Origin of the sequence: Jiella pacifica, assembly GCF_010500815.1 — a bacterium.
Classification (GTDB): domain Bacteria; phylum Pseudomonadota; class Alphaproteobacteria; order Rhizobiales; family Rhizobiaceae; genus Jiella; species Jiella pacifica.
In genome coordinates this window covers 1-18796 of the sequence record NZ_JAAAMG010000016.1, presented here as the reverse complement: position 1 = coordinate 18796, position 18796 = coordinate 1, and the positions used below count along the sequence as shown (strand labels likewise).

The window sequence follows — 18796 nt, the reverse complement described above, 5'->3', positions numbered from 1 at the left end:
CTCCTCCGATTGACGTTTACGTCAAAGTGGACCGGCACGGCCCGCGACGCAAGCGGTGTTCTTTCGGCCTTGCCCGCCCGTGCCAGACAGCCCGAAACGATTTCGCGAGCCGGATTTCCGACTTTTCCGCCTCGCGCCCTAACTGCGGCAACGGAGCGACTTGGCGAGAGGGGCGAGACATGTCCGGCAAATCCATCGATCATGCCTTCACGGCGACGGAGAATCGCGGCGCGGCGTCGGATCCGACCCATGCCGGCGCCCTCTCCTTCATGCGCCGGCGCTTTTCCAAGGACGTTTCGGGAACGGACGTCACCGTCTGGGGCGTGCCCTTCGACAGCGCCGTCTCCAACCGGCCTGGTGCACGCTTCGGGCCCCAGGCGCTGCGCCGGGCCTCGGTGATCTTCGACAACGACCCACAATATCCCTTCGAGCGCGACCTCTTCGAGGCGCTCGCCGTCGTCGATTATGGCGACTGCCTGCTCGACTACCGCCTGCCGGAAACGGCGCATGCGAAGATCCGCGCGGAAGCTACGGAGATCCTGAGAGAGATCGGGTTTTTGCTCACCCTTGGCGGCGACCATTCGATCACCTATCCGCTGCTGCAGGCCCATGCCGAGCGCCACGGCAGACTCTCGCTCGTCCAGTTCGACGCGCATCAGGATACCTGGCCGGTAGCGGCCGCCGCAGACGGCAGTCCCCGCGTCGATCACGGCTCCTTCGTCAAACAGGCTGTCGAGGACGGTCTGATCGATGCCGCGACATCCATTCAGGTTGGTATCCGCACCCATGCGCCGGACACCTGCGGCATCGAGATCATCAGTGGCGAGGCGGTCGAGGAGATGAAGAGCGCCGAAATTGCCGCGAAGATTTATGAGCGCACCGGCGGCACCAACGTCTATCTGACCTTCGACATCGACTGTCTCGACGTCGCCTTCGCCCCCGGCACCGGCACGCCCGTCGCCGGCGGACCTTCCAGCGCCAAGATGCTCGCCGTTCTCCGCCACCTGAAGAACCTGCAGCTCGTCGGGGCCGATGTGGTCGAGGTCTCGCCGCCCTACGACCATGCCGACGTCACGGCCATCGCCGGCTCGACGGTGGCGATGTACGTGCTCGGCATCCTGGCGGAGAAGAAGGCCGGCTGAGCATCGCTTGCAGGCTTCGTGGCGCTGCGTCCGTCGCCGCGTCGCGGCGTCTACGATCACCACGTTAAGCCGCCGTCACCAAAGTTGAGTGGCGCAGCGGCGCATTTTCGCTCAACTCGGGCCATAGCCCGTTCTTTCAGCGATTCGCATCGTCCGCAAAGGCCTTCCGCATGCAGCCCATCCCGTTCATCGATCTTCAGACCCAGCGCGACCTGATCCGCGACAAGGTGGACCGCCGCATCGCCGCCGTTCTCGACCACGGCGCCTTCATCATGGGGCCGGAGATCCGCGAGCTGGAAGCCGCCCTGTCCAGCTTCGTCGGCATGGAGCACACGCTGTCCTGCGCGTCGGGCACGGACGCCCTTGCGCTGCCGCTGATGGCCTGGGACATCAGGCCGGGCGATGCGGTGTTCTGCCCGAGCTTCACCTTCGCCGCGACGGCCGAGGTCGTCGCCTGGCTCGGCGCCGTGCCGTACTTCGTCGACGTCGACGCGACGACCTTCAACATGGATCCGGATAGCCTCGAGGCCGCGATCGCCGAGGTAAAGGCCGCAGGCAAGCTGCGGCCGCGGGTGATCATCGCCGTCGACCTGTTCGGCCAGCCGGCGGACTATCCGGCGATCCGCAAGATCGCCGACCAGCACGGGCTGAAGCTGATCGCCGACGCCGCGCAAGGGTACGGCGGCACGATCGACGGGCAGCAGGCGAGCGCCTGGGCCGACGTCGTCTCGACCAGCTTCTTCCCGGCCAAGCCGCTGGGCTGCTACGGCGACGGCGGCGCCGTGCAGACCAATGACGGCGAACTGGCGGCGATCATGACCTCGCTGCGCGTCCACGGCCAGAACCTCGAAGACAAATACGACAACATCCGCGTCGGCATGAACGGCCGCATGGACACGCTCCAGGCGGCGATCCTTCTGGAAAAGCTGGCGATCTTTCCGGGCGAGATCGAAGCACGCGGAAAGATCGCGGCGCGCTACCACCAGAAGCTCTCGAACGTCGCGACGCCGCAAAGGCTCTTGCGCGACGCGGTCTCGACCTGGGCGCAATATACGGTACGCCTGCCGGGCGGCGCCGACCGGGGCACCGTGCAGGCGAAGCTGCGCGACGCGGGCGTGCCGACGGCGATCTATTATCCCAAGCCCCTGCACCGCCAGACTGCCTATCAGCATTTTCCGGTCCAGGGCGGCGAACTGAAGGTCTCGGACGCCCTGTCGCGCGACGTCATCAGCCTGCCGATGCACGCCTATCTCAGCGAGGAGACACAGGATCACATCGTCGAGGCGCTGGCGGGCGCCCTCTCGGGCTGATCGCAGTCCTGCGCGAACCGACGCATTCGCTTCCTACCTGAAATTCCGCGCCTTCACCTTGATCGTGTCGATGTGCAGATCGGGGATGTAAATGTCCCGCGTGCGCATGGCGCGCGGCGGCTGGTCGCGCGGATCGGGCGATGGCGGGCCGTGATGGAACTCGTCACCGCGGCCATGGGGCAGCGGAAACGGCGCTTCACGCTCGCCGATGCCGGCCAGGGCGGCAGAAAGATCCGTCAGCTTGTGAACGACGAGATGCACCACCTCGCCCTCGCGCTGGACGCGGCCATGGGCGGCCAGCATCGAGGCCGTCAGGACGATGCGGCGGAATTTCTCGAACATCTTCGGCCAGACGACGAGATTGGCGATGCCGCTCTCGTCCTCCATGGTGATGAACATGACGCCCTTGGCGCTGCCCGGCCGCTGGCGCACCAGAACGAGCCCCGCCGCCTCCAGCCAGCGCCCGTCGCGGGCCGCCATCGCGGCAGTGCAGGGGACGATGCGGCGCTTCGACAGGTCAGCCCGCAGGAACGACACCGGATGGGCCCGCAAGGAGAGGCCGACATGGCGATAGTCGCCGACCACCTCGCCGCCAGCCGCCATCTTGCGAAGCGTCACCTCCGGCTCGATCAGCTCGGGCGTCGTCGCCACTGCTGACGCTGTCTCCGGCGATGCCGCATCCTCACCCTCCTCCGTCTGCCGCTCAGCCGCCCTTCCGGCGGCGGCGAACAGCGGCAGAGGTTCGTCCCTGAGCGCCCGGATCGCCCACAGCGCCTCGCGCCGCGAAAGCCCGATCGCGGCCTCGAAGCCGTCCGCCTCGGCGAGCCGCGTCAGCGCGGCGACCGGCACGCCCGCGCGCCGCCAGAGATCTTCCACCGACGAAAAGGGCGTCTCGGCCCGGGCGGCGACGATCGCCCCGGCATCCTTGTTGGCGAGGCCCTTGACCATGCGCAGGCCGAGCCGGACGGCCAGATGGCCGCTCGTCGCTCCCGCCTCGTCTTCGCCTTCCAGCGTGCAGTCCCAGCGTGAATGGTTCACCGAGACCGGTCGGATCTCGACGCCGTGGTCCCTGGCGTCGCGGACGATCTGGGCCGGGGCGTAGAAGCCCATCGGCTGGGCGTTGAGCAGCGCCGCGCAAAACACGTCCGGATGCCAGCATTTCAGCCAGGACGAGGCATAGGCGACGAGGGCGAAGGAGGCGGCGTGGCTTTCGGGAAAGCCGTAGGAGCCGAAGCCCTCGAGCTGGCGAAAGGTGCGCTCGGCGAAGTCCCTTTCGTAGCCATTGGCGATCATGCCGGCGACGAGCTTGTCCTTGAAGGCCGAGACGCCGCCGGTGAACTTGAAGGTCGCCATGGATTTGCGCAGCTGATCGGCCTCGCCCGGCGTGAAGCCGGCGCATTCGATGGCGACCCGCATCGCCTGTTCCTGGAACAGCGGTACACCGAGGGTCTTGCCGAGGACTTTTTTCAGTTCGGGCTTGGGATAGTCGACCTGCTCCTTCCCCTCGCGGCGGCGCAGATACGGATGCACCATGTCGCCCTGGATCGGGCCCGGTCGCACGATCGCTACCTGGATGACGAGGTCGTAATAGGTTCTCGGCTTCAGCCGCGGCAGCATGGACATCTGGGCGCGCGATTCGATCTGGAAGGTGCCGAGCGTGTCGGCCCTGCGGATCATCGCATAGGTCTTTGGGTCTTCGGCGGGGATGGTCGCAAGATCCAGATCAATGGCCTTATGGTCTTTCAGAAGATCCAGCCCGCGCTTCATGCAGGAGAGCATGCCCAGCGCCAGGACGTCGACCTTCATGAATTTGAGGCTGTCGATATCGTCCTTGTCCCATTCGATCACCTGCCGCCCGTCCATCGCCGCCGGCTCGATCGGCACGAGGTCGTCGAGCCGCTGGTTGGTGAGGACGAAGCCACCCGGATGCTGGGAGAGATGGCGCGGAAAGCCGCGCAGCGCGCCGGCAAGCTCCAGCGTCATCCTCAGCCGCCGGTCCGACAGGTTGAGGTTCAACTCCTTCAGATGTTCCGGATCGACCGGCCCCTCCGACCAGCCCCAGACCTGGCCGGAAATCTGCGAAATCAGATCCTCCGGCAGGCCAAGCGCCTTGCCGACGTCGCGCAGCGCCCCCTTGGTGCGATAGCGGATGACCGTCGAGCAGAGCGCCGCGCGGTCGCGGCCATAGGTGTCGAAGATCCACTGGATGACGATCTCGCGCCGCTCGTGCTCGAAGTCGACGTCGATGTCCGGCGGCTCGCGGCGCTCCTCCGAGACGAAGCGCTCGAACAACAGATCCGAGCGGGCCGGATCGATGGCGGTGATGCCGAGGACGAAACAGACCGCGGAATTGGCCGCCGAGCCGCGGCCCTGGCAGAGGATGTCCTTCGAGCGGGCGAAGCGGACGATGGAATTCACCGTCAGGAAATACGGGGCGTAGTTCAGCCGGCCGATCAGCGCGAGCTCGTGGGCAAGGCTGGCGCGGACCTTTTCCGGCAAGCCGTCCGGATAGCGCTCGGCCGCGCCTTCCCATGTCAGCCGTTCCAGCGTCTGTTGCGGGGTGAGCGCCGGATCGTCCCGCTCCTCGGGATATTGATAGGCGATCTCGTCCATCGAGAAGCGGCAGCGCTCCGCAATCTCGACCGTCCGCGCCAGGGCGTCCGGGTATCGCGAAAACAGCCGGTGCATCTCCTGCGGCGGCTTCAGATGCCGGTCGGCATGGCGCTCGCGGCGAAAGCCCAATTGGTCGATGGTCGTGTTGTGGCGGATCGCGGTGACGACATCCTGCAGGATGCGCCGTCCGGGCTCGTGGAAGAGGACGTGGTTGGTGACGACCGTCGCCACGCCCGCCTTTGCCGCGAGGTCCGACAGAGCGTGCAGCCGCAGCCGGTCCCCCGGGCGGCGGAACAGGGTCAGCGCCATGTAGGCCCGGTCGCCGAAGGTCGCGGCGAGCCGTTCGGCCTGGCGGGCGCAGTCCGCATCGGCAGAGCCCGGAAGGAGCACGGCGATAAGCCCGTCCCGGTGATCTTCGAGATCGGCCCATTCGAGATGGCATTTGGCCTTGCCGGCTCTAGCCTTGCCGAGCGACAGGAGGCGGCAGAGCCGGGAATAGGCCGGAAGGTCTGTCGGATAGACGAGGACCGGCAGGCTGTCGGCAAGGTCGAGACGGCAACCGACGATGAGCCTCACTCCTGTCGCCTTCGCCGCCTCGTGGGCCCGCACCATGCCGGCAAGAGAATTGCGGTCGGCGATGGCGAGTGCCTCGATGCCCATCAGCGCCGCCGTGGCGAAGAGTTCCTCCGCCGAGGAGGCGCCGCGCAGGAAGCTGAAATTCGTCGTGACCTGCAATTCCGCATAGGCCGGGCCGGCCTTGGCATCGCGGAGCGTAAGACCGCCGCCGCTCATCCGAACAGCCCATGCAGGAACCAGCGCTGCGAGCCGGTTTCCACGGCCTCGCCATCGCCCGAGCGAAAAATCCAGAAGCGCTCGCCATCCTCCGCCTCGACCTGGAAATAGTCGCGGACGGCGGCAAGCTCTTCGTCGCGCTTCCACCATTCGCCGAAGATCCGCTCCGGCCCGTCGGCGGCGCGCACCCTGCGCCTGACGCCCCGCCAGGTGAAGGAGGCGGGCGGATGGTCGGGCAGAAGCGCCAGGGTCTCGATCGGCTCGGGCCGTCTGAGCAGCCGGGAGGGCCGCGGCCAGTCGCGCCGCCAGGTCTCGCCGGTCTCGGGGGCAAGCGGCGGAATGCGCCGCACCGAGCGCTCCGGCACGTCGCTTTCGACCGGCGCGAGGCGATAGAGCCGCTCCTCGCCCACCCGGTTGGCGATCACGTCGATCAGGCTGGAGACGTCGGGCAGGATCTCGTCGGTCAGGGCGGCAAGTTTCTGGGCCGGCGCCAAAGGCTCGGCAAGGGTGGCGACGAGCGTCATCCGCTCGATGCCGAAGCCGGGCGCGATCGTCTCGATCCTGTCGCAGAGAAGCCGGGTGAGCCGGCCGACGTCGCGCACCGGCCGCGCCGTCGAAACCCGCACCGCCTCCACCCGGTCGTCCACCCTTCGGCAGAGAAGATCGAGCCTTCGAACCCCCAGGCCCTTTTCCTGAAGCTCGTCGCACAGCATGACCACCAGCTTGCCGAGATAGCGGGCGATCGTCTCGGCCGCGCCGATCGGCTCGGCGAAGTTGCGGCTCGCGACGATGCTCTCGGCCGGGAGCAGCGGCTCGATCGGTTCGGATCGCCGGCCGGCCGCCTGGTCGAGCCGGCGCGTCAGCGCCTCGCCGAAGCGCAGCGCCAGCGGCGCGCGGGGCGTGTTCAAGAGATCGCCGATGGTGGAAAAGCCGAGATCGCGCAGGGCTTCCGCCGTTTCGGGAGACAGCCGCAGCGCCTCGACCGGCAAGGGCTTCAGGATCGAGGCCCCATGCTTCGGCGGCGCGATGAAAACGGGCTCTGCCCCGTGGCGGGCCAGCGCATGAGCGGCGCCCCAGCTGTCGGCGACGGCAGCGCGGGCCGAGATGCCGGCCGTGGCGAAGCGCCCGACGAGGCTCTGCAGCATCGCCGCCTCGCCGCCGTGAAGATGGTCCGCGCCGGTGGAATCGACGACGATGCCGTCCGCCCCGTCGACCGCGACGATCGGCGAGAAGCGCTCCAGCACCCACAGGGCCAGCCTTTCCAGCGCCTCGGCATCCGCCGCCGGGTCGTGCTCCTCGACTTCGAGCGCGGCGACCGCGGCCGTGGCTCTGGCCGCCGCCATGCCGACGCGAAGCCCCTGCCCGCGCGCGAGACCGTCGGCGGCCGTCACCACCCGGCGGTTCTTTTCCCTTCCAAGAAGGACCAGCGGCAGGTCGACGGCCGCCCCGTTCGCCCCGCCGTCAGGCGCTGGCCCGGCGTTTCGCCCGCCCCACAGGCGGCGCAGCCGATCGGTCGGAAAGGTCGGCAGGAAAAGCGAGACGACCCGTCGCATCGCAGGCCTCCAGTTCGAGATCGACGGTCTCGCCGCCACGGGATCGGATGAGTTCCACCCGCCAGCGCGCCCGCCCGATGCCGGGCACCGGCAGGGGCGCGGCGGGCAGAGCGGAGATGCGCCAGCGCGTGGCGGCTGCCGTCGGGCGGCCGAATTCGGCCGCATCGTTCGGCCGCGACCAGCGGCGCAGGCAAAGGGCGATGGCGCCGGTCTTTTCGGCGGCAAGGTTCAGGCGCCGCGAAGCGGTCATCGACAGGCGCGCCGCCTCGCCGACGACCACCGCCGGGCCGCCATGGGCAAGCCCCTCCTCCATGCAGGCGAGGACGGTCTTCTCGTCCCGCGCCTCGACATAGATCACCCGGTCGGGGAGAAGCCCCACCTGGGCGAGCGCCGGGGCGAAGAGATCGGGCCGCGACAGGCACCACAGCACCTTGCCTTTGGTGCGCGCGGCAATGCCCGCGGCAAACAGCGCCGCCGCCGGCCCGTCGCCGCCGTTCCGGCCGCCGCCGGCGATCTCGTGCAGGACGCCGCGCGTCAGACCCTTGTCGGGCAGCCGCCCGTCCAGCGCCTCGAGGCCGAAGGCCAGCGCCGACTTGGCACGCCGCCGGCCACCCTCGATCCGCTCGATCCGGGCGCGCAATGACTCTATGGCAGTCATGGGGGCAGCTTCGGACGACACTTCGACTGGACTCCGGAACGAGCATTTGTTCTACTTTTGTTCTATAAAATTCTCCCCCGGAGTCAAGCGGTTAGATTCCCAATGCCCGGTGGACGGCCCGTGCTCCGCACACCCACTGGACGCCGGGAGGAAATGCTTTAAACCCCGCCTCGACTCCCGGGCGGACGCTTCACAGGAAGCGACGGCCCCAAACCATGGAGACGGACATGGCTGAAAAGATCAGGATCGGCGTTCTCGGCGCCAGCGGCTACACGGGCGCCGATCTCGTGCGCCTCGCCCTGCGCCACCCCAACATGGAGATCGCGGTGCTGACCGCGAACAGCCATGCCGGAAAGCCGATGCGGGCCGTCTTCAAGCATTTCGCCCATGTCGACCTGCCCGATCTCGTCACCGTCGAGGAGGCCGACTGGGGCTCCGTCGACGCGGTCTTCTGCGGCCTGCCCCACGGCACCACCCACACGATCACCCGCGAGATCTTCGCCAGCTATCCGGACGTGAAGATCATCGACATGTCGGCGGATTTCCGGCTGCGCGACCCGGCGATCTACCAGGAATGGTACAATGTCGAGCACACGGCGACCGACATCCAGCCGGAAGCCGTCTACGGCCTCACCGAGGTCTACCGCGACGAGATCCGCGACGCCCGGCTGATCGCCTGCCCCGGCTGCTATCCGACGGCGGTGCTCCTGTCGCTGATCCCACTGGCGAAGGCCCGGCTGATCGATGCCTCCGACATCGTCATCGACGCCAAATCCGGCGTCTCCGGCGCCGGCCGCGGGCTGAAGGAGAACACGCTGTTCTGCGAGGCCGGCGAAGGGCTGTCGCCCTATGCCGTCGGCAAGCACCGGCACATGGCGGAGATCGAGCAGGAGGTCGGCCTCGCCGCCGGCATCGCCGACCTGCGCGTCAACTTCACCCCGCATCTCATCCCAATGAGCCGCGGCGAACTCTGCACCAGCTACGTCAAGCTCGCCGCCCAGACGACGGCCGAGGATCTGCGCGACCAGCTCGTCGAGACCTATGCCAACGAGCCCTTCGTCACCGTCGCCGAAGAAGGCGTCCTGCCCCAGACCCAGATGGTGCGCGGCTCGAACTACGTCGTCGTCAACGTCGTCCCCGACCGCATTCCCGGCCGGGCGATCGTCATCTCGACGCTCGACAATCTGGTGAAGGGCTCGGCCGGCCAAGCGGTGCAGAACTTCAACGTCGCCTATGGGATCGAGGAGACGACGGGGATCGAGCAGCTGCCGCTGTTTCCGTGAGGCTCCATAGTCTGACATCAAAAACGCCCTTCGCTTAGCTGACATCCAATCAGAAGCGTGAAATATCAATACCAACGAGCACGAACGCTGAAGCCTCCGCTCGTTGGCACATCTCGATTACGGAGACGCATGGCATCTCCTTCATCAGCATCTGCACCGATCTCTGTCGACTGGTCGGAGGCTCAGCGAATTGAATTTCTCGTCGCTCTCCGGGGGCAGATAGGATTTCGTTAATTTAGCAAGCTCGGCCGATATCCATATTTTCGCAGAATCGGCGGGAATTGATGCAAGAAACTCGTCTTGCTTGTTGTTATTCATTATGTACGACACGACCTTAAAGACGAGATCGGGGGAGAAAGGAACCAATTCATTATTTTGGCTATCTTCAGTTGCCATCAGGATATCCTCCTCTTCGAGATTTCTAATATCAGCGCAATTCTCGCGCTATTTCTCGTGCAAGATTGTTATCTAACTGCAGATTTTCTTGCCTATTGAGTTCGCGTATTGCTCTCTGTTCGGCAATTGTAGGTTCACGGTTTTTTTCTTCAGGCGGGAGTGAGATGTTTACAATCACTTGATGGACATCCCAGCGCCCCAACTCGCCTGTGATACTGGCTTTTGTCAGCTGGGTCGTTTTGTTGAGCGGTATCAGCTCTAGACGAGGAGTAATACTTCCGCCTATTTTTGTCGTGAATATCAGTGTGTCGGATATCGACGGCGCGTTTGTCTCGGAGCCAACTAAATTACCGGACTGGTTCATATCATAAAAGAGACGAATCTGCTCTTCCATCCCGATATCGCCAGCGATGGGGTACGCAAAATTTGATCCACTAGGGCGAGATAAAGTATCACAATACCTGCTGTTGAAAACAGTGAGCAGACTCCGCCAGTCGTCAATTACGCGAAACGACCGTGTATTTGAGCGCTCATGATCATCGCTTGCTTTCGCACCAAGACCAAACCGCCCACTCGTCATTGTATGCAATATATCTATATCACCTCCGATCTTGTTAAACTCGGTGATTTCGAACCGAAAGCTGTAAGCAATCGTCGTCTGATCATATCTTTCGATTACGCCTCTTGTCTCATCGTCCAAAGTATTCAGATTTAAATCTTTGAACTCAAGAGCCCCTGTTTCAAGCCGTTCAGCGATCTCCGAGTTTCGAATTCTAATTAGACCAATCGCGTATTTTCTGAGTGCTCGATAGGTTTCGCATCGGATATGTAGAGAGATTCCATATGTGTCGGTCCGCGTGACGGGATCTGGAAGCGGCCTAATCGCGCATCCGGAGAGTGCGACTATTGCTGCAACTGCGAGAAAAGCCTTGTCGTACGTTCGCACAAACTCGCCCTCCAGACTTCGACAGTTCCTAGCGAAGTCGGTGCGAATATAAAAGTTCTTCTGTCCGATGTATGTGATCGAAATGCAACTCCAGGTCTAATTACCCTTACGTCATATCCCCAATGAGGCCGAGGCTCTCACCTTTCCTATCGGACGTGACAGAGGGGAGGTGCGTGATGGATGACGAATCACGAACGGAGCTTTGTCCTCAGCCCTCCTCGCCCAGATAGCGCTCCATGAAGCTCTGGAACGCCTCCCACGACTCCTCGTCCGCCACTTCCCGGTAGCGGTCCGAGCCGAACACGGTGAAGGCGTGGGGGGCGCCGGAATAGACCTCGAGTTCGTAGGTGATGCCCTTGTCCTCCAGCGTCTTGGAGAGGTCGAAAGCTTCGCTCGGCGTCACCGAGGTATCGGCGCCGCCCTGGGCGATCAGGATCGGCGCCGTGCCGTCCGGATAGCTCTGGCCGTCGGGCGTCGCCAGCGTGCCGTGGAAGCTGGCGTAGCCCGCGACGTTCTCGGCCTTGCCGGACCGCGCGAGTTCGAGAACCCCTGCCCCGCCGAAGCAATAGCCCATGACGACGGCTTCGCTCTCGCCCGACTGCTCGCGCGCCTCGGCCAGACCGGCGGTGACGCGGGTGAGCATCGCCTCCCGATCCTCGTAGAGCTTGCCGGTTTCGGCCTTGCGGGCGTCCATGCTCTCCGGCCGGTTGCCCTTGCCGAACATGTCGAGGGCGAAGGCGTCGTAGCCGAGCTCGGCCAGCATGTCGGCCCGCTTCTTCTCGTAGTCGGTGAGACCGTCCCAGTCGTGGATGACGAGGACGAGCCCCTTCGCCTCGCCGCTGGCCGCGGCGTAATAGCCCTCGTAGTCGGCGCCGGCGGCCTGATAGGTCACCGGTTCGCCGGCGATCGCCGGGGCGGCGGCAAAGGCCGCGAGTGCGGCACCGAGTGCAGTCCCGAATGCAAGCTTTGCGGTCGTCTTCATGGTGGTCCCTCCTCCGAGATGTCGTCCGTCGGAAGGGTAAGGGACGAACCGCGTCGGGCGAGCGACAGGATGCCTCATTTTCGCTGTTCACCGTTCAAAGCTTCGTGCAATCGCCCGTGATCGCCGGCTCGGCGGAGTTGGCCGAGCGCGAACAAATCCGCAAGAAAGCGGCCTGACCCGGTCTCGAATGCGGCTAAACGATTGCGCTTTGCCCGCGTCTGTCGCATCGCTGGCGGACAATTCCTGTCTTCGACCTGAGGGACGACGAGCGATGAACGAGATCTGGTTCCGCACCGGCGAGGCGACGGTGCTCGCCGCTGAAGGACAATACACCGACGCCATGCCGGAAGTGCTGATCGGCTCGGTGAAGGGGCCGGTCGGTCAGGCCTTCGCCGGCATGATGGGCCAGGTCCAGGGCCACACCCGCATGTTCGTCGTGCGCGACATTAACCAGATGGTCCGACCGGCGACGATGATGACCACCAAGGCGACCATCGAATCGCTTGCCTATGTCGAACTCCTCGGCGGTGTGGTCCAGGCGGCGACCGGCGATGCCATCGTCGACTGCCTGATCGACGGCACGCTGCCGAAGGAAATGGCCGACGAGATCTGCATGATCGTCATGATCTGGCTCGACCCGCGCTGCGCCGACCACGCCGAGCTCGACCAGGCGGATCTCTACCGCACCAATTACGAGGCGACGAAGCTCGCCATTGCAAGAGCCATGAAGAGCGAACCCAGCGTCGAGACGCTGATCGCCAACCGCAAGAGCGTGAAGCACTACGCGCTGGACGGCGTCGTCGACTACGACTGAGCGGCGCGGCAAGGCCGCTCTGCCGGAAGACCTGCGGTCAGGTGGCGGCTGAAATCCCCACCGCCGGATACCCGCCATGCAGGCTGCGGGCGTGGATCACCGCCGCCGCGAGCACGATCAGGCCGCCGGCCTGGTGCATCAGCGCGAGATCGATGGGCACGACCATCAACAGCGTCGCGATGCCGATTGCGGCCTGGGCGACGACGAGGCCGACGAGGACGACCGCCCCTCGTGCATGCCGCGTCCCCGGGGCGGCGCGCCAGAGGGTGATCGCATGGAAGAGAGCTGCCGCCAGAAGCAGATAGGCGCCGCAGCGGTGGACGAACTGCACGGTGAGATGGCTCTCGAAGAAGTTCCGCCAGACCGGCTCCATCGAGAGGAGCCCGGAGGGAATCAGCGATCCGTCCATGAGCGGCCAGGTGTTGTAGATCAGCCCGGCCCGCAGCCCCGCGACGAGGCCGCCGAGATAGATCTGCAAGAGCGCCAGGACGAAGAGAGCGATCGCGAAGCGGCTCGAGAAGCGCGGTGCCCGCTCCGTAGAGGGTCGCGGCTTCAGGCCCCGCGCCACCCACAGGGTCGCGGCGAAGATGATGCAGGCGATCGTCAGATGGGTGGCGAGACGGTACTGGCTGACCTCGGTGCGGTCGACGAGGCCGGAGGCCACCATCCACCAGCCGATCGCCCCCTGCAGGCCGCCGAGGGCAAGGAGGCCGACGAGCCGCGGCTTCAGAAACGGCTCGAGCCGCCCGGTCAGCCAGAAGAAAGCGAGCGGCAGGGCGAAGACGAAGCCGACGCCGCGGGCGAGCAGCCGGTGGCTCCATTCCCACCAATAGATGGTCTTGAAGCCGTCGAGGCTCATGCCGCGATTGATCTGGTCGTATTGCGGAATCTGCTTGTAGAGTTCGAACTCTTCCTGCCATTCCGCCGCCGACAAGGGCGGGATCACGCCGTGGATCGGTTTCCACTCGGTGATCGACAGGCCGGATTCGGTGAGGCGTGTCGCGCCGCCGACGATGACGAGAGCGAAGACGACCAGCGCGACGGCATAGAGCCAGATGCGCACGGCCCTTCGGTCACGCTCTCTGCCGGTTGCGGGCTGGTGTTCGAGGCTATAGGCAAGTGTGCTCATGAATGACGGCTTTGCACCCAAAGCCGGCCGCGATCAAGAACGCGCCGCAAGCCCAATGGTCGCAAAGCCGTGAAGGCCGGCGGGCCATGAGCGGCGTCGCAGCAACGGGCAGGAGCAAGGATGCCGATCAGGCTGAAGAAATTCATCGGCACGATCGTGCTGATCGTCCTCGTCGTGGTCTATGCGGTCCTGGCGACGGCCTATGCCTCCTTGCATCTCGCCGATTCGAGCGGCTGGGTCCACCTCCTCTATTTCTTCTTCACCGGAATCCTCTGGGTCGTCCCGGCAATGTTCCTCATTCGCTGGATGGAGGCGAAGCCGAAGCGCTGAACGGCCGATCGAGGCGTTCGCGCGCCGACGAGAGGCGGGCAAGTGGCCACACGACCCATCAGGCGACCGCGGCTACGAGAGCGTTCTGCGCCGCCGCCGAGCAATTGCAGAGGTGGGAAAGGTGGCCGTGGAGAGTCCTCCCTGACGTTCAGTCCGCCGATCGTTCAACCGTATCGAGGGAATGAGAACGCGAGAACTCCCGCATCGACATCAGAACGGGCAGCAGGTTCAAGCCAGCATGGGTGAGCCGATACTCGACATGCGGCGGCTGTCGGCCAAGATCGCGCCTCGCAACGAGGCCGTCACTCTCGAGCTCTCTCAGATGCTGTGTCAGGACTTTTTGAGACAGGTCCGGGATATCGCGAAGTAATTGCGACGTACGCATCGCAGGCTCGGCAAACAAACGGAACAGGATCGGAAGCTTCCACCGGCCGCTGATCATTCCCAGCACCCGCGAGACATGCGCGACGGATCCGTCCGGACCGAGGCAAGTGCCTCGCTGTTCCGGTTCGACAGGCACCTTCAGGTGCGTAATGGACTCGCCCATCGCTCTCTTCCCATAACATCCGCCGAAGCACCTGGAGGATGAAAAGATGGATCTGAAGATCGAGGGCAAGGTGGCATTGGTGACCGGCAGCAGCAAGGGCATCGGCGAGGGGATCGCACGCGGACTGGCAAAAGAGGGCGCAGTCGTCGTCGTACATGGCCGCGACCTGGTCAAGGCCGAGGACGTCGCCCATGACATCGTTGCCGAAGGTGGTCGCGCCCATGTCGTGACAGGCGATCTCACGAGCGAAAGCGCGGTCCTGAGTCTCGTGGATCGGGCGCAGGGCTTCGCCACGCCGATCGAAATCCTCGTCAACAATGCGGGCGGCTCCGGGGCGAGCGAAGACTGGAGCACAACGCGGTCCGAAACATGGGCGAGCGGCTACGATCGCAACGCACTGGCGGCCGTCAGGGTGATCAGCCACGTCCTGCCGAAGATGCGGAGCGCGGGCTGGGGGCGGATCGTCAACATCGCCAGTCTCGCCGCCTTGATGCCACCGGCCGGCCGGCCGGACTATTCCGCCGCGAAGGCGGCCATGGTCGCGATGACCGCATCCCTGGCGAAAGCCGTCGCAAGCGAGGGCATCACCGTCAACACCGTCTCCCCCGGCACGATATTGAGCGGCAGGCTGGAAGCTGCCTTCCGCAAGGCCGCCGAGGATCAGGGCGTTGCCGCAGATGCGCCATGGGAGGACGTGGAACGAGCGGCGCTCCCGCAATTTGCCGCGGTTCCCGTGGGGCGTGTGGGAACTGTCGAAGAAATCACCGACGCGATCGCCTTTCTCGTCAGCCCCCGGGCTGGATACATCACCGGCACGAACCTCCGGGTCGACGGTGGAATGTGGCCTGGAGTGTAGTGTTTCGCTCGGCCTGGATGGCTCGTCGTTGGTGCTTCCAATGAGCATCGCAACGGCTAGAAGGGCGGATCCGTGTCATGGCATCGGCGATCCTGTGCCACACCGCTCAACGCTCTGCCTGACGGGTCGCCGCCGGTCATTCGGCGGTCGTGCGCCGGACCATCGGCATGAAGACGATGTCCTCGATGCCGATCATGCGCAGATCGTCGGCGACGTCGATCATCCGGTCGTCGACATGCGGCAGACCGGCGATGACCACAGCCGTGGTCTCGTCGAGCAGCGCCGGAAGCTCGGGAATGTCGAGCGGATCGGCCTCGACGACCGTGTAGTCGTAGGCCTCTGCGAAGGCGTCGAGGACATGGCCGAGATGGGCGAGGTCGGCCTCCTCGGCGGTCTCCATTTCGAAGCCGCCGGTCGGAACGAAATGGGTCGAGGTATAGTGGTCGCGGTAGATGATGTCGGCGAGCCCTGCCCCGCCGGACAGAAGATCGGCATAGCCGAGGGCGTCCGGCGGCAGGCTCATCCGCCCGCCGACCGAGCCTTCCGGCGTCAGGTCGATCAGCACCGTGCCGCGGCCGGCGCCCGACAGCCGCCTTGCGAGTTCCAGGCCGCCGAAGCTGCCGAGTTCGCGATGGGTCGACAGAACGACGATGCGGACGATGTCGGTCGCCTGGATGGCGGTGGCAAGTTCGCTCGCGGTGGCGACCTGCTCGGCGTCGCCATCGCCTTCGCCCGGGGCCTGAGCGAGCGTGCCGGTTTTGGAAGATCGTTGGCGGTTTGCCAGATCCGGATTGTGGACGGAGGCCGCTTGTGGCGCTTCGAAGTCGTACCGGGTGTCTCGGGACTGCTCGATCGTCATCGCATCTCTCCGGCAATGCCGTCCGGAGAGATCTGCAGAGGGATGACCGGCACCACCCGGCGAGGCGGAACCAGCCTTGCCGCAACGAACCATGCCGACGCCCCCCGAGCGCGAACTCCAGACAAGCGCATCAGGTTGTCTCGACACTATCAATGCCGGCGTAACCGTGAGGTTAAGTTGCAGGTGCGGGAGAGACGTGGCGGAGATTTACCGGGGATTAACCCTAAGGAATTCATAATGGCCACATGCGGTCGCGACGGGGCGGCAGCTTACCGGGCAAGAGCTTCATGAAACACCTGCGGCTGGCAATTCTCGCCGTTTCGGCCCTGACCCTGCTTCCGGCCTGCGCCTCCTATCAACCGGCGCCGGATGCATTTCATCGCAGCCTCGCCCAGCCCTACCGGCTGGACAGCGGCGACCGGCTGAAAGTCACGGTCTTCGGCGAGGAAGGGCTGACCAACGCCTACAATGTCGACAAGGCGGGGTTTCTCGCTTTCCCGCTGGTCGGCGAGGTGCCGGCCCGCGGCCGCACGCCCGATCAGGTGCAGGAGGAGATCACCGAGCGCCTTGCCGACGGCTACCTCAACAAGCCGGACGTCACCGTCGAGGTCGATCAGTATCGCCCCTTCTTCATCATGGGCGAAGTCGCCAATGGTGGCCAATACCAGTATGTTCCCGGCATGACCGTCCAGAATGCCGTCGCCGTCGCCGGCGGCTTCTCGCCGCGCGCAGAACAGGGAACCGTCGACGTCACCCGCAAGAGCGGCGGCCAGGTGACCACCGGCCGCGCCCTGCCCTCCGATCCCGTCATGCCGGGGGATACGGTCTATGTCCGCGAGCGCTGGTTCTGAGGCATCGGGCTTGGAGAGGCGCGGTCGCAGATCAGGCCCTGACCACCCGCGCCTGAAGCTCCGGTGACAGCGACCGCGTGGCGCCGCGGCTGTCGACGACGAGAGGAACCCGGCGCACCAGCGTCTCCAGGTCGACGCCGTCGTGATCGGTGGCGATCAGCGCCGCGTCGTAGAGCGCCAGCTTGTCCTCGTCCCACGCGATCGAGCAGCGGCCTTCGAGTTCGCCATGCTTGCGCGTCCGCCGCATCACCGGGACGTAGGGATCGTAATAGTCGACGACGGCGCCGCGCTCCTGCAGCATCTCCATGAGAACCAGCGAGGGGCTTTCACGCAAATCGTCGACGTTCTTCTTGTAGGCGAGACCGACGACGAGGATGCGGGCGCCGCGGATCGGCTTTCCCAGGCGGTCCGACAGGGCCTCGACGAGCCGCCCGACCACCCATTGCGGCATCCCCGAATTGATCTCGCCGGCAAGCTCGATGAAGCGGGTGTGGATGCCGAACTCCCGCGCCTTCCAGGTGAGATAGAACGGGTCGACCGGGATGCAGTGGCCGCCGATCCCGGGTCCGGGATAGAACGGCATGAAGCCGAAGGGCTTGGTCTTGGCCGCGTCGATCACCTCGAAGACGTCGATGCCCATCTTGTCGAAGATCACCTTCAATTCGTTGACGAGGGCGATGTTGACGGCGCGAAAGACGTTTTCGGTGAGCTTCACGGCCTCGGCAGTGCGCATCGACGGAACGCGCACCACCCGGCTCGCCACCGGGTCGTAGAGCGCCTCGGCCATGTCGCCAGCCGGCACCTGGTCGGCACCGACGACCTTCGGAATCGAGGTGGTGTCGAAATCCGGGTTGCCCGGGTCCTCCCGCTCGGGCGAGTAGGCGATGGCGAAGTCCTGCCCGGCCTTCAGGCCGGAGCCGCGCTCGAGGATCGCGGCGAGCAGATCCTCGCTGGTCATCGGATAGGTCGTCGATTCGAGCGTCACCAGCTGGCCTGGCCGCAGGTGCGGGGCGATCGCCTCGGCCGTCGCGATGACGAAGCTCATGTCGGGATCGCGATAGGTCGTCAGCGGCGTCGGCACGCAGATGATGATCGCATCGACTTCGGACAGGCGCGAATAGTCCGTCGTCAGATGACAACGGCCGGAACCGACGAGGTCGGCGATCCGCTCGGGCGCGATGTGATGGATGTAGGATCGCCCGGCCTGAAGCTTCTCGATCTTTTCCGGATCGATGTCGAAGCCGGCCGTCCGGAACCCGCTCTTGTGAAAGGCCAGCAGCAACGGCAGGCCGACATAGCCGAGGCCGATGATCGCAACGACGGCCACGCGCCGCTCGATACGGCCGATGAAGGCGGCGGCCATGTCATCGAGTGCGGATGTTTCTTCGGTCTGCATCGGCGAGCCCCAGCAAGCACTTTCGTCCGGTCCGAACGATGTCAGCCCTCACTGGCGCAATTTCATGGTCAGCGGCAAGGGCATTGGGACGGTTGGGCGGATGTCGGATGGGAATAGGAGGCGGGCCCGGGGGGTGCCTGCATCGGCGGAGGAACTTGGCCGAGCGGGCTTGAAGCGGCGTCTACGAAGACGGGTGGTAGCGACTCTTCGCGGCCTCGTCATTCTCGGGCCCCGTCCCGAGAATCCTGTGTGTTCGAATTGATGTATGGTGGGAAGCGGGAAGGAGGCCGGGAGAATCCTGGTCGTCCAGAAGACAGACCGCACCCTGGCATGGCCCCT

General features: G+C 65.2%; 16 protein-coding genes. 7 read left to right on the top strand and 9 right to left on the bottom strand.

What is annotated here, in order from left to right:
- The first annotated feature begins 179 nt into the window (after positions 1-179).
- Together speB and GTK09_RS17895 are read left to right on the top strand one after the other, a co-directional pair.
- Entirely contained in the window at positions 180-1142 is a 963-nt protein-coding gene (speB, locus tag GTK09_RS17900) for an agmatinase (RefSeq protein WP_163464845.1), read from the top strand.
- A 170-nt stretch (positions 1143-1312) separates the two neighbouring features.
- Positions 1313-2452 (top strand): DegT/DnrJ/EryC1/StrS family aminotransferase, encoded by a 1140-nt coding sequence (locus tag GTK09_RS17895; protein WP_163464844.1) that lies wholly within the window; start codon positions 1313-1315, stop codon positions 2450-2452.
- Between the two features lie 33 nt (positions 2453-2485).
- Here GTK09_RS17895 and GTK09_RS17890 read toward each other — a convergent pair whose 3' ends face one another.
- Genes GTK09_RS17890 through GTK09_RS17880 form a run of 3 tightly spaced genes read right to left on the bottom strand, consistent with a single transcriptional unit; the run spans position 2486 to position 8068 of the window.
- Entirely contained in the window at positions 2486-5857 is a 3372-nt protein-coding gene (locus tag GTK09_RS17890; protein WP_163464843.1) for an error-prone DNA polymerase, read from the bottom strand.
- Positions 5854-7410, bottom strand: a complete 1557-nt coding sequence (locus tag GTK09_RS17885) for a Y-family DNA polymerase (protein WP_163464842.1) — start codon at positions 7408-7410, stop codon at positions 5854-5856. The genes GTK09_RS17890 and GTK09_RS17885 overlap by 4 nt, the downstream gene beginning before the upstream one ends.
- Positions 7319-8068 carry an ImuA family protein gene (locus GTK09_RS17880; RefSeq protein ID WP_163464841.1) on the bottom strand — a complete coding sequence of 250 codons (750 nt, stop codon included), beginning with the start codon at positions 8066-8068 and terminating at the stop codon, positions 7319-7321. The genes GTK09_RS17885 and GTK09_RS17880 overlap by 92 nt, the downstream gene beginning before the upstream one ends.
- 227 nt (positions 8069-8295) lie before the next feature.
- On the opposite strand from GTK09_RS17880, the gene argC reads away from it, so the two are divergent.
- Positions 8296-9351, top strand: coding sequence for an N-acetyl-gamma-glutamyl-phosphate reductase (gene argC / locus GTK09_RS17875; protein ID WP_163464840.1), 1056 nt, complete (start codon positions 8296-8298; stop codon positions 9349-9351).
- 427 nt (positions 9352-9778) lie between these two features.
- Here the strand turns inward: argC and GTK09_RS17870 are convergent, their stop codons facing one another.
- Both GTK09_RS17870 and GTK09_RS17865 read right to left on the bottom strand, forming a co-directional pair.
- Positions 9779-10693 (bottom strand): Y4kA family protein, encoded by a 915-nt coding sequence (locus GTK09_RS17870; RefSeq protein ID WP_163464839.1) that lies wholly within the window; start codon positions 10691-10693, stop codon positions 9779-9781.
- A gap of 208 nt (positions 10694-10901) precedes the next feature.
- On the bottom strand, positions 10902-11675 hold the full coding sequence (locus GTK09_RS17865) for a dienelactone hydrolase family protein (RefSeq protein ID WP_163464838.1): 774 nt from the start codon (positions 11673-11675) through the stop codon (positions 10902-10904).
- A gap of 271 nt (positions 11676-11946) precedes the next feature.
- Between GTK09_RS17865 and GTK09_RS17860 the strand changes: the two genes are divergently transcribed.
- Complete coding sequence (locus tag GTK09_RS17860) at positions 11947-12489, top strand: formaldehyde-activating enzyme (RefSeq protein WP_163464837.1); 543 nt, start codon at positions 11947-11949, stop codon at positions 12487-12489.
- Positions 12490-12526: 37 nt separating this feature from the next.
- Here the strand turns inward: GTK09_RS17860 and GTK09_RS17855 are convergent, their stop codons facing one another.
- Entirely contained in the window at positions 12527-13618 is a 1092-nt protein-coding gene (locus GTK09_RS17855; protein WP_163464836.1) for a COX15/CtaA family protein, read from the bottom strand.
- A gap of 120 nt (positions 13619-13738) precedes the next feature.
- Between GTK09_RS17855 and GTK09_RS17850 the strand changes: the two genes are divergently transcribed.
- A complete protein-coding gene (locus tag GTK09_RS17850; RefSeq protein ID WP_163464835.1) occupies positions 13739-13948 on the top strand; it encodes a DUF2842 domain-containing protein in 210 nt (69 codons plus the stop codon).
- A gap of 148 nt (positions 13949-14096) precedes the next feature.
- Here the strand turns inward: GTK09_RS17850 and GTK09_RS17845 are convergent, their stop codons facing one another.
- The gene (locus GTK09_RS17845; RefSeq protein ID WP_163464834.1) at positions 14097-14495 is read right to left on the bottom strand and encodes a winged helix-turn-helix transcriptional regulator; all 399 of its coding nucleotides are present in this window, start codon (positions 14493-14495) and stop codon (positions 14097-14099) included.
- Between the two features lie 46 nt (positions 14496-14541).
- On the opposite strand from GTK09_RS17845, the gene GTK09_RS17840 reads away from it, so the two are divergent.
- A complete protein-coding gene (locus GTK09_RS17840) occupies positions 14542-15351 on the top strand; it encodes an SDR family NAD(P)-dependent oxidoreductase (RefSeq protein ID WP_163464833.1) in 810 nt (269 codons plus the stop codon).
- 136 nt (positions 15352-15487) lie between these two features.
- Here the strand turns inward: GTK09_RS17840 and GTK09_RS17835 are convergent, their stop codons facing one another.
- Positions 15488-16210, bottom strand: coding sequence for a P-loop NTPase family protein (locus GTK09_RS17835; RefSeq protein WP_163464832.1), 723 nt, complete (start codon positions 16208-16210; stop codon positions 15488-15490).
- A gap of 287 nt (positions 16211-16497) precedes the next feature.
- On the opposite strand from GTK09_RS17835, the gene GTK09_RS17830 reads away from it, so the two are divergent.
- A complete protein-coding gene (locus GTK09_RS17830) occupies positions 16498-17061 on the top strand; it encodes a polysaccharide biosynthesis/export family protein (RefSeq protein WP_163464831.1) in 564 nt (187 codons plus the stop codon).
- Positions 17062-17092: 31 nt separating this feature from the next.
- On the opposite strand, the gene GTK09_RS17825 is transcribed toward GTK09_RS17830, so the two are convergent.
- Positions 17093-18457, bottom strand: a complete 1365-nt coding sequence (locus GTK09_RS17825) for a nucleotide sugar dehydrogenase (RefSeq protein WP_281353457.1) — start codon at positions 18455-18457, stop codon at positions 17093-17095.
- Between the last annotated feature and the right edge of the window lie 339 nt (positions 18458-18796).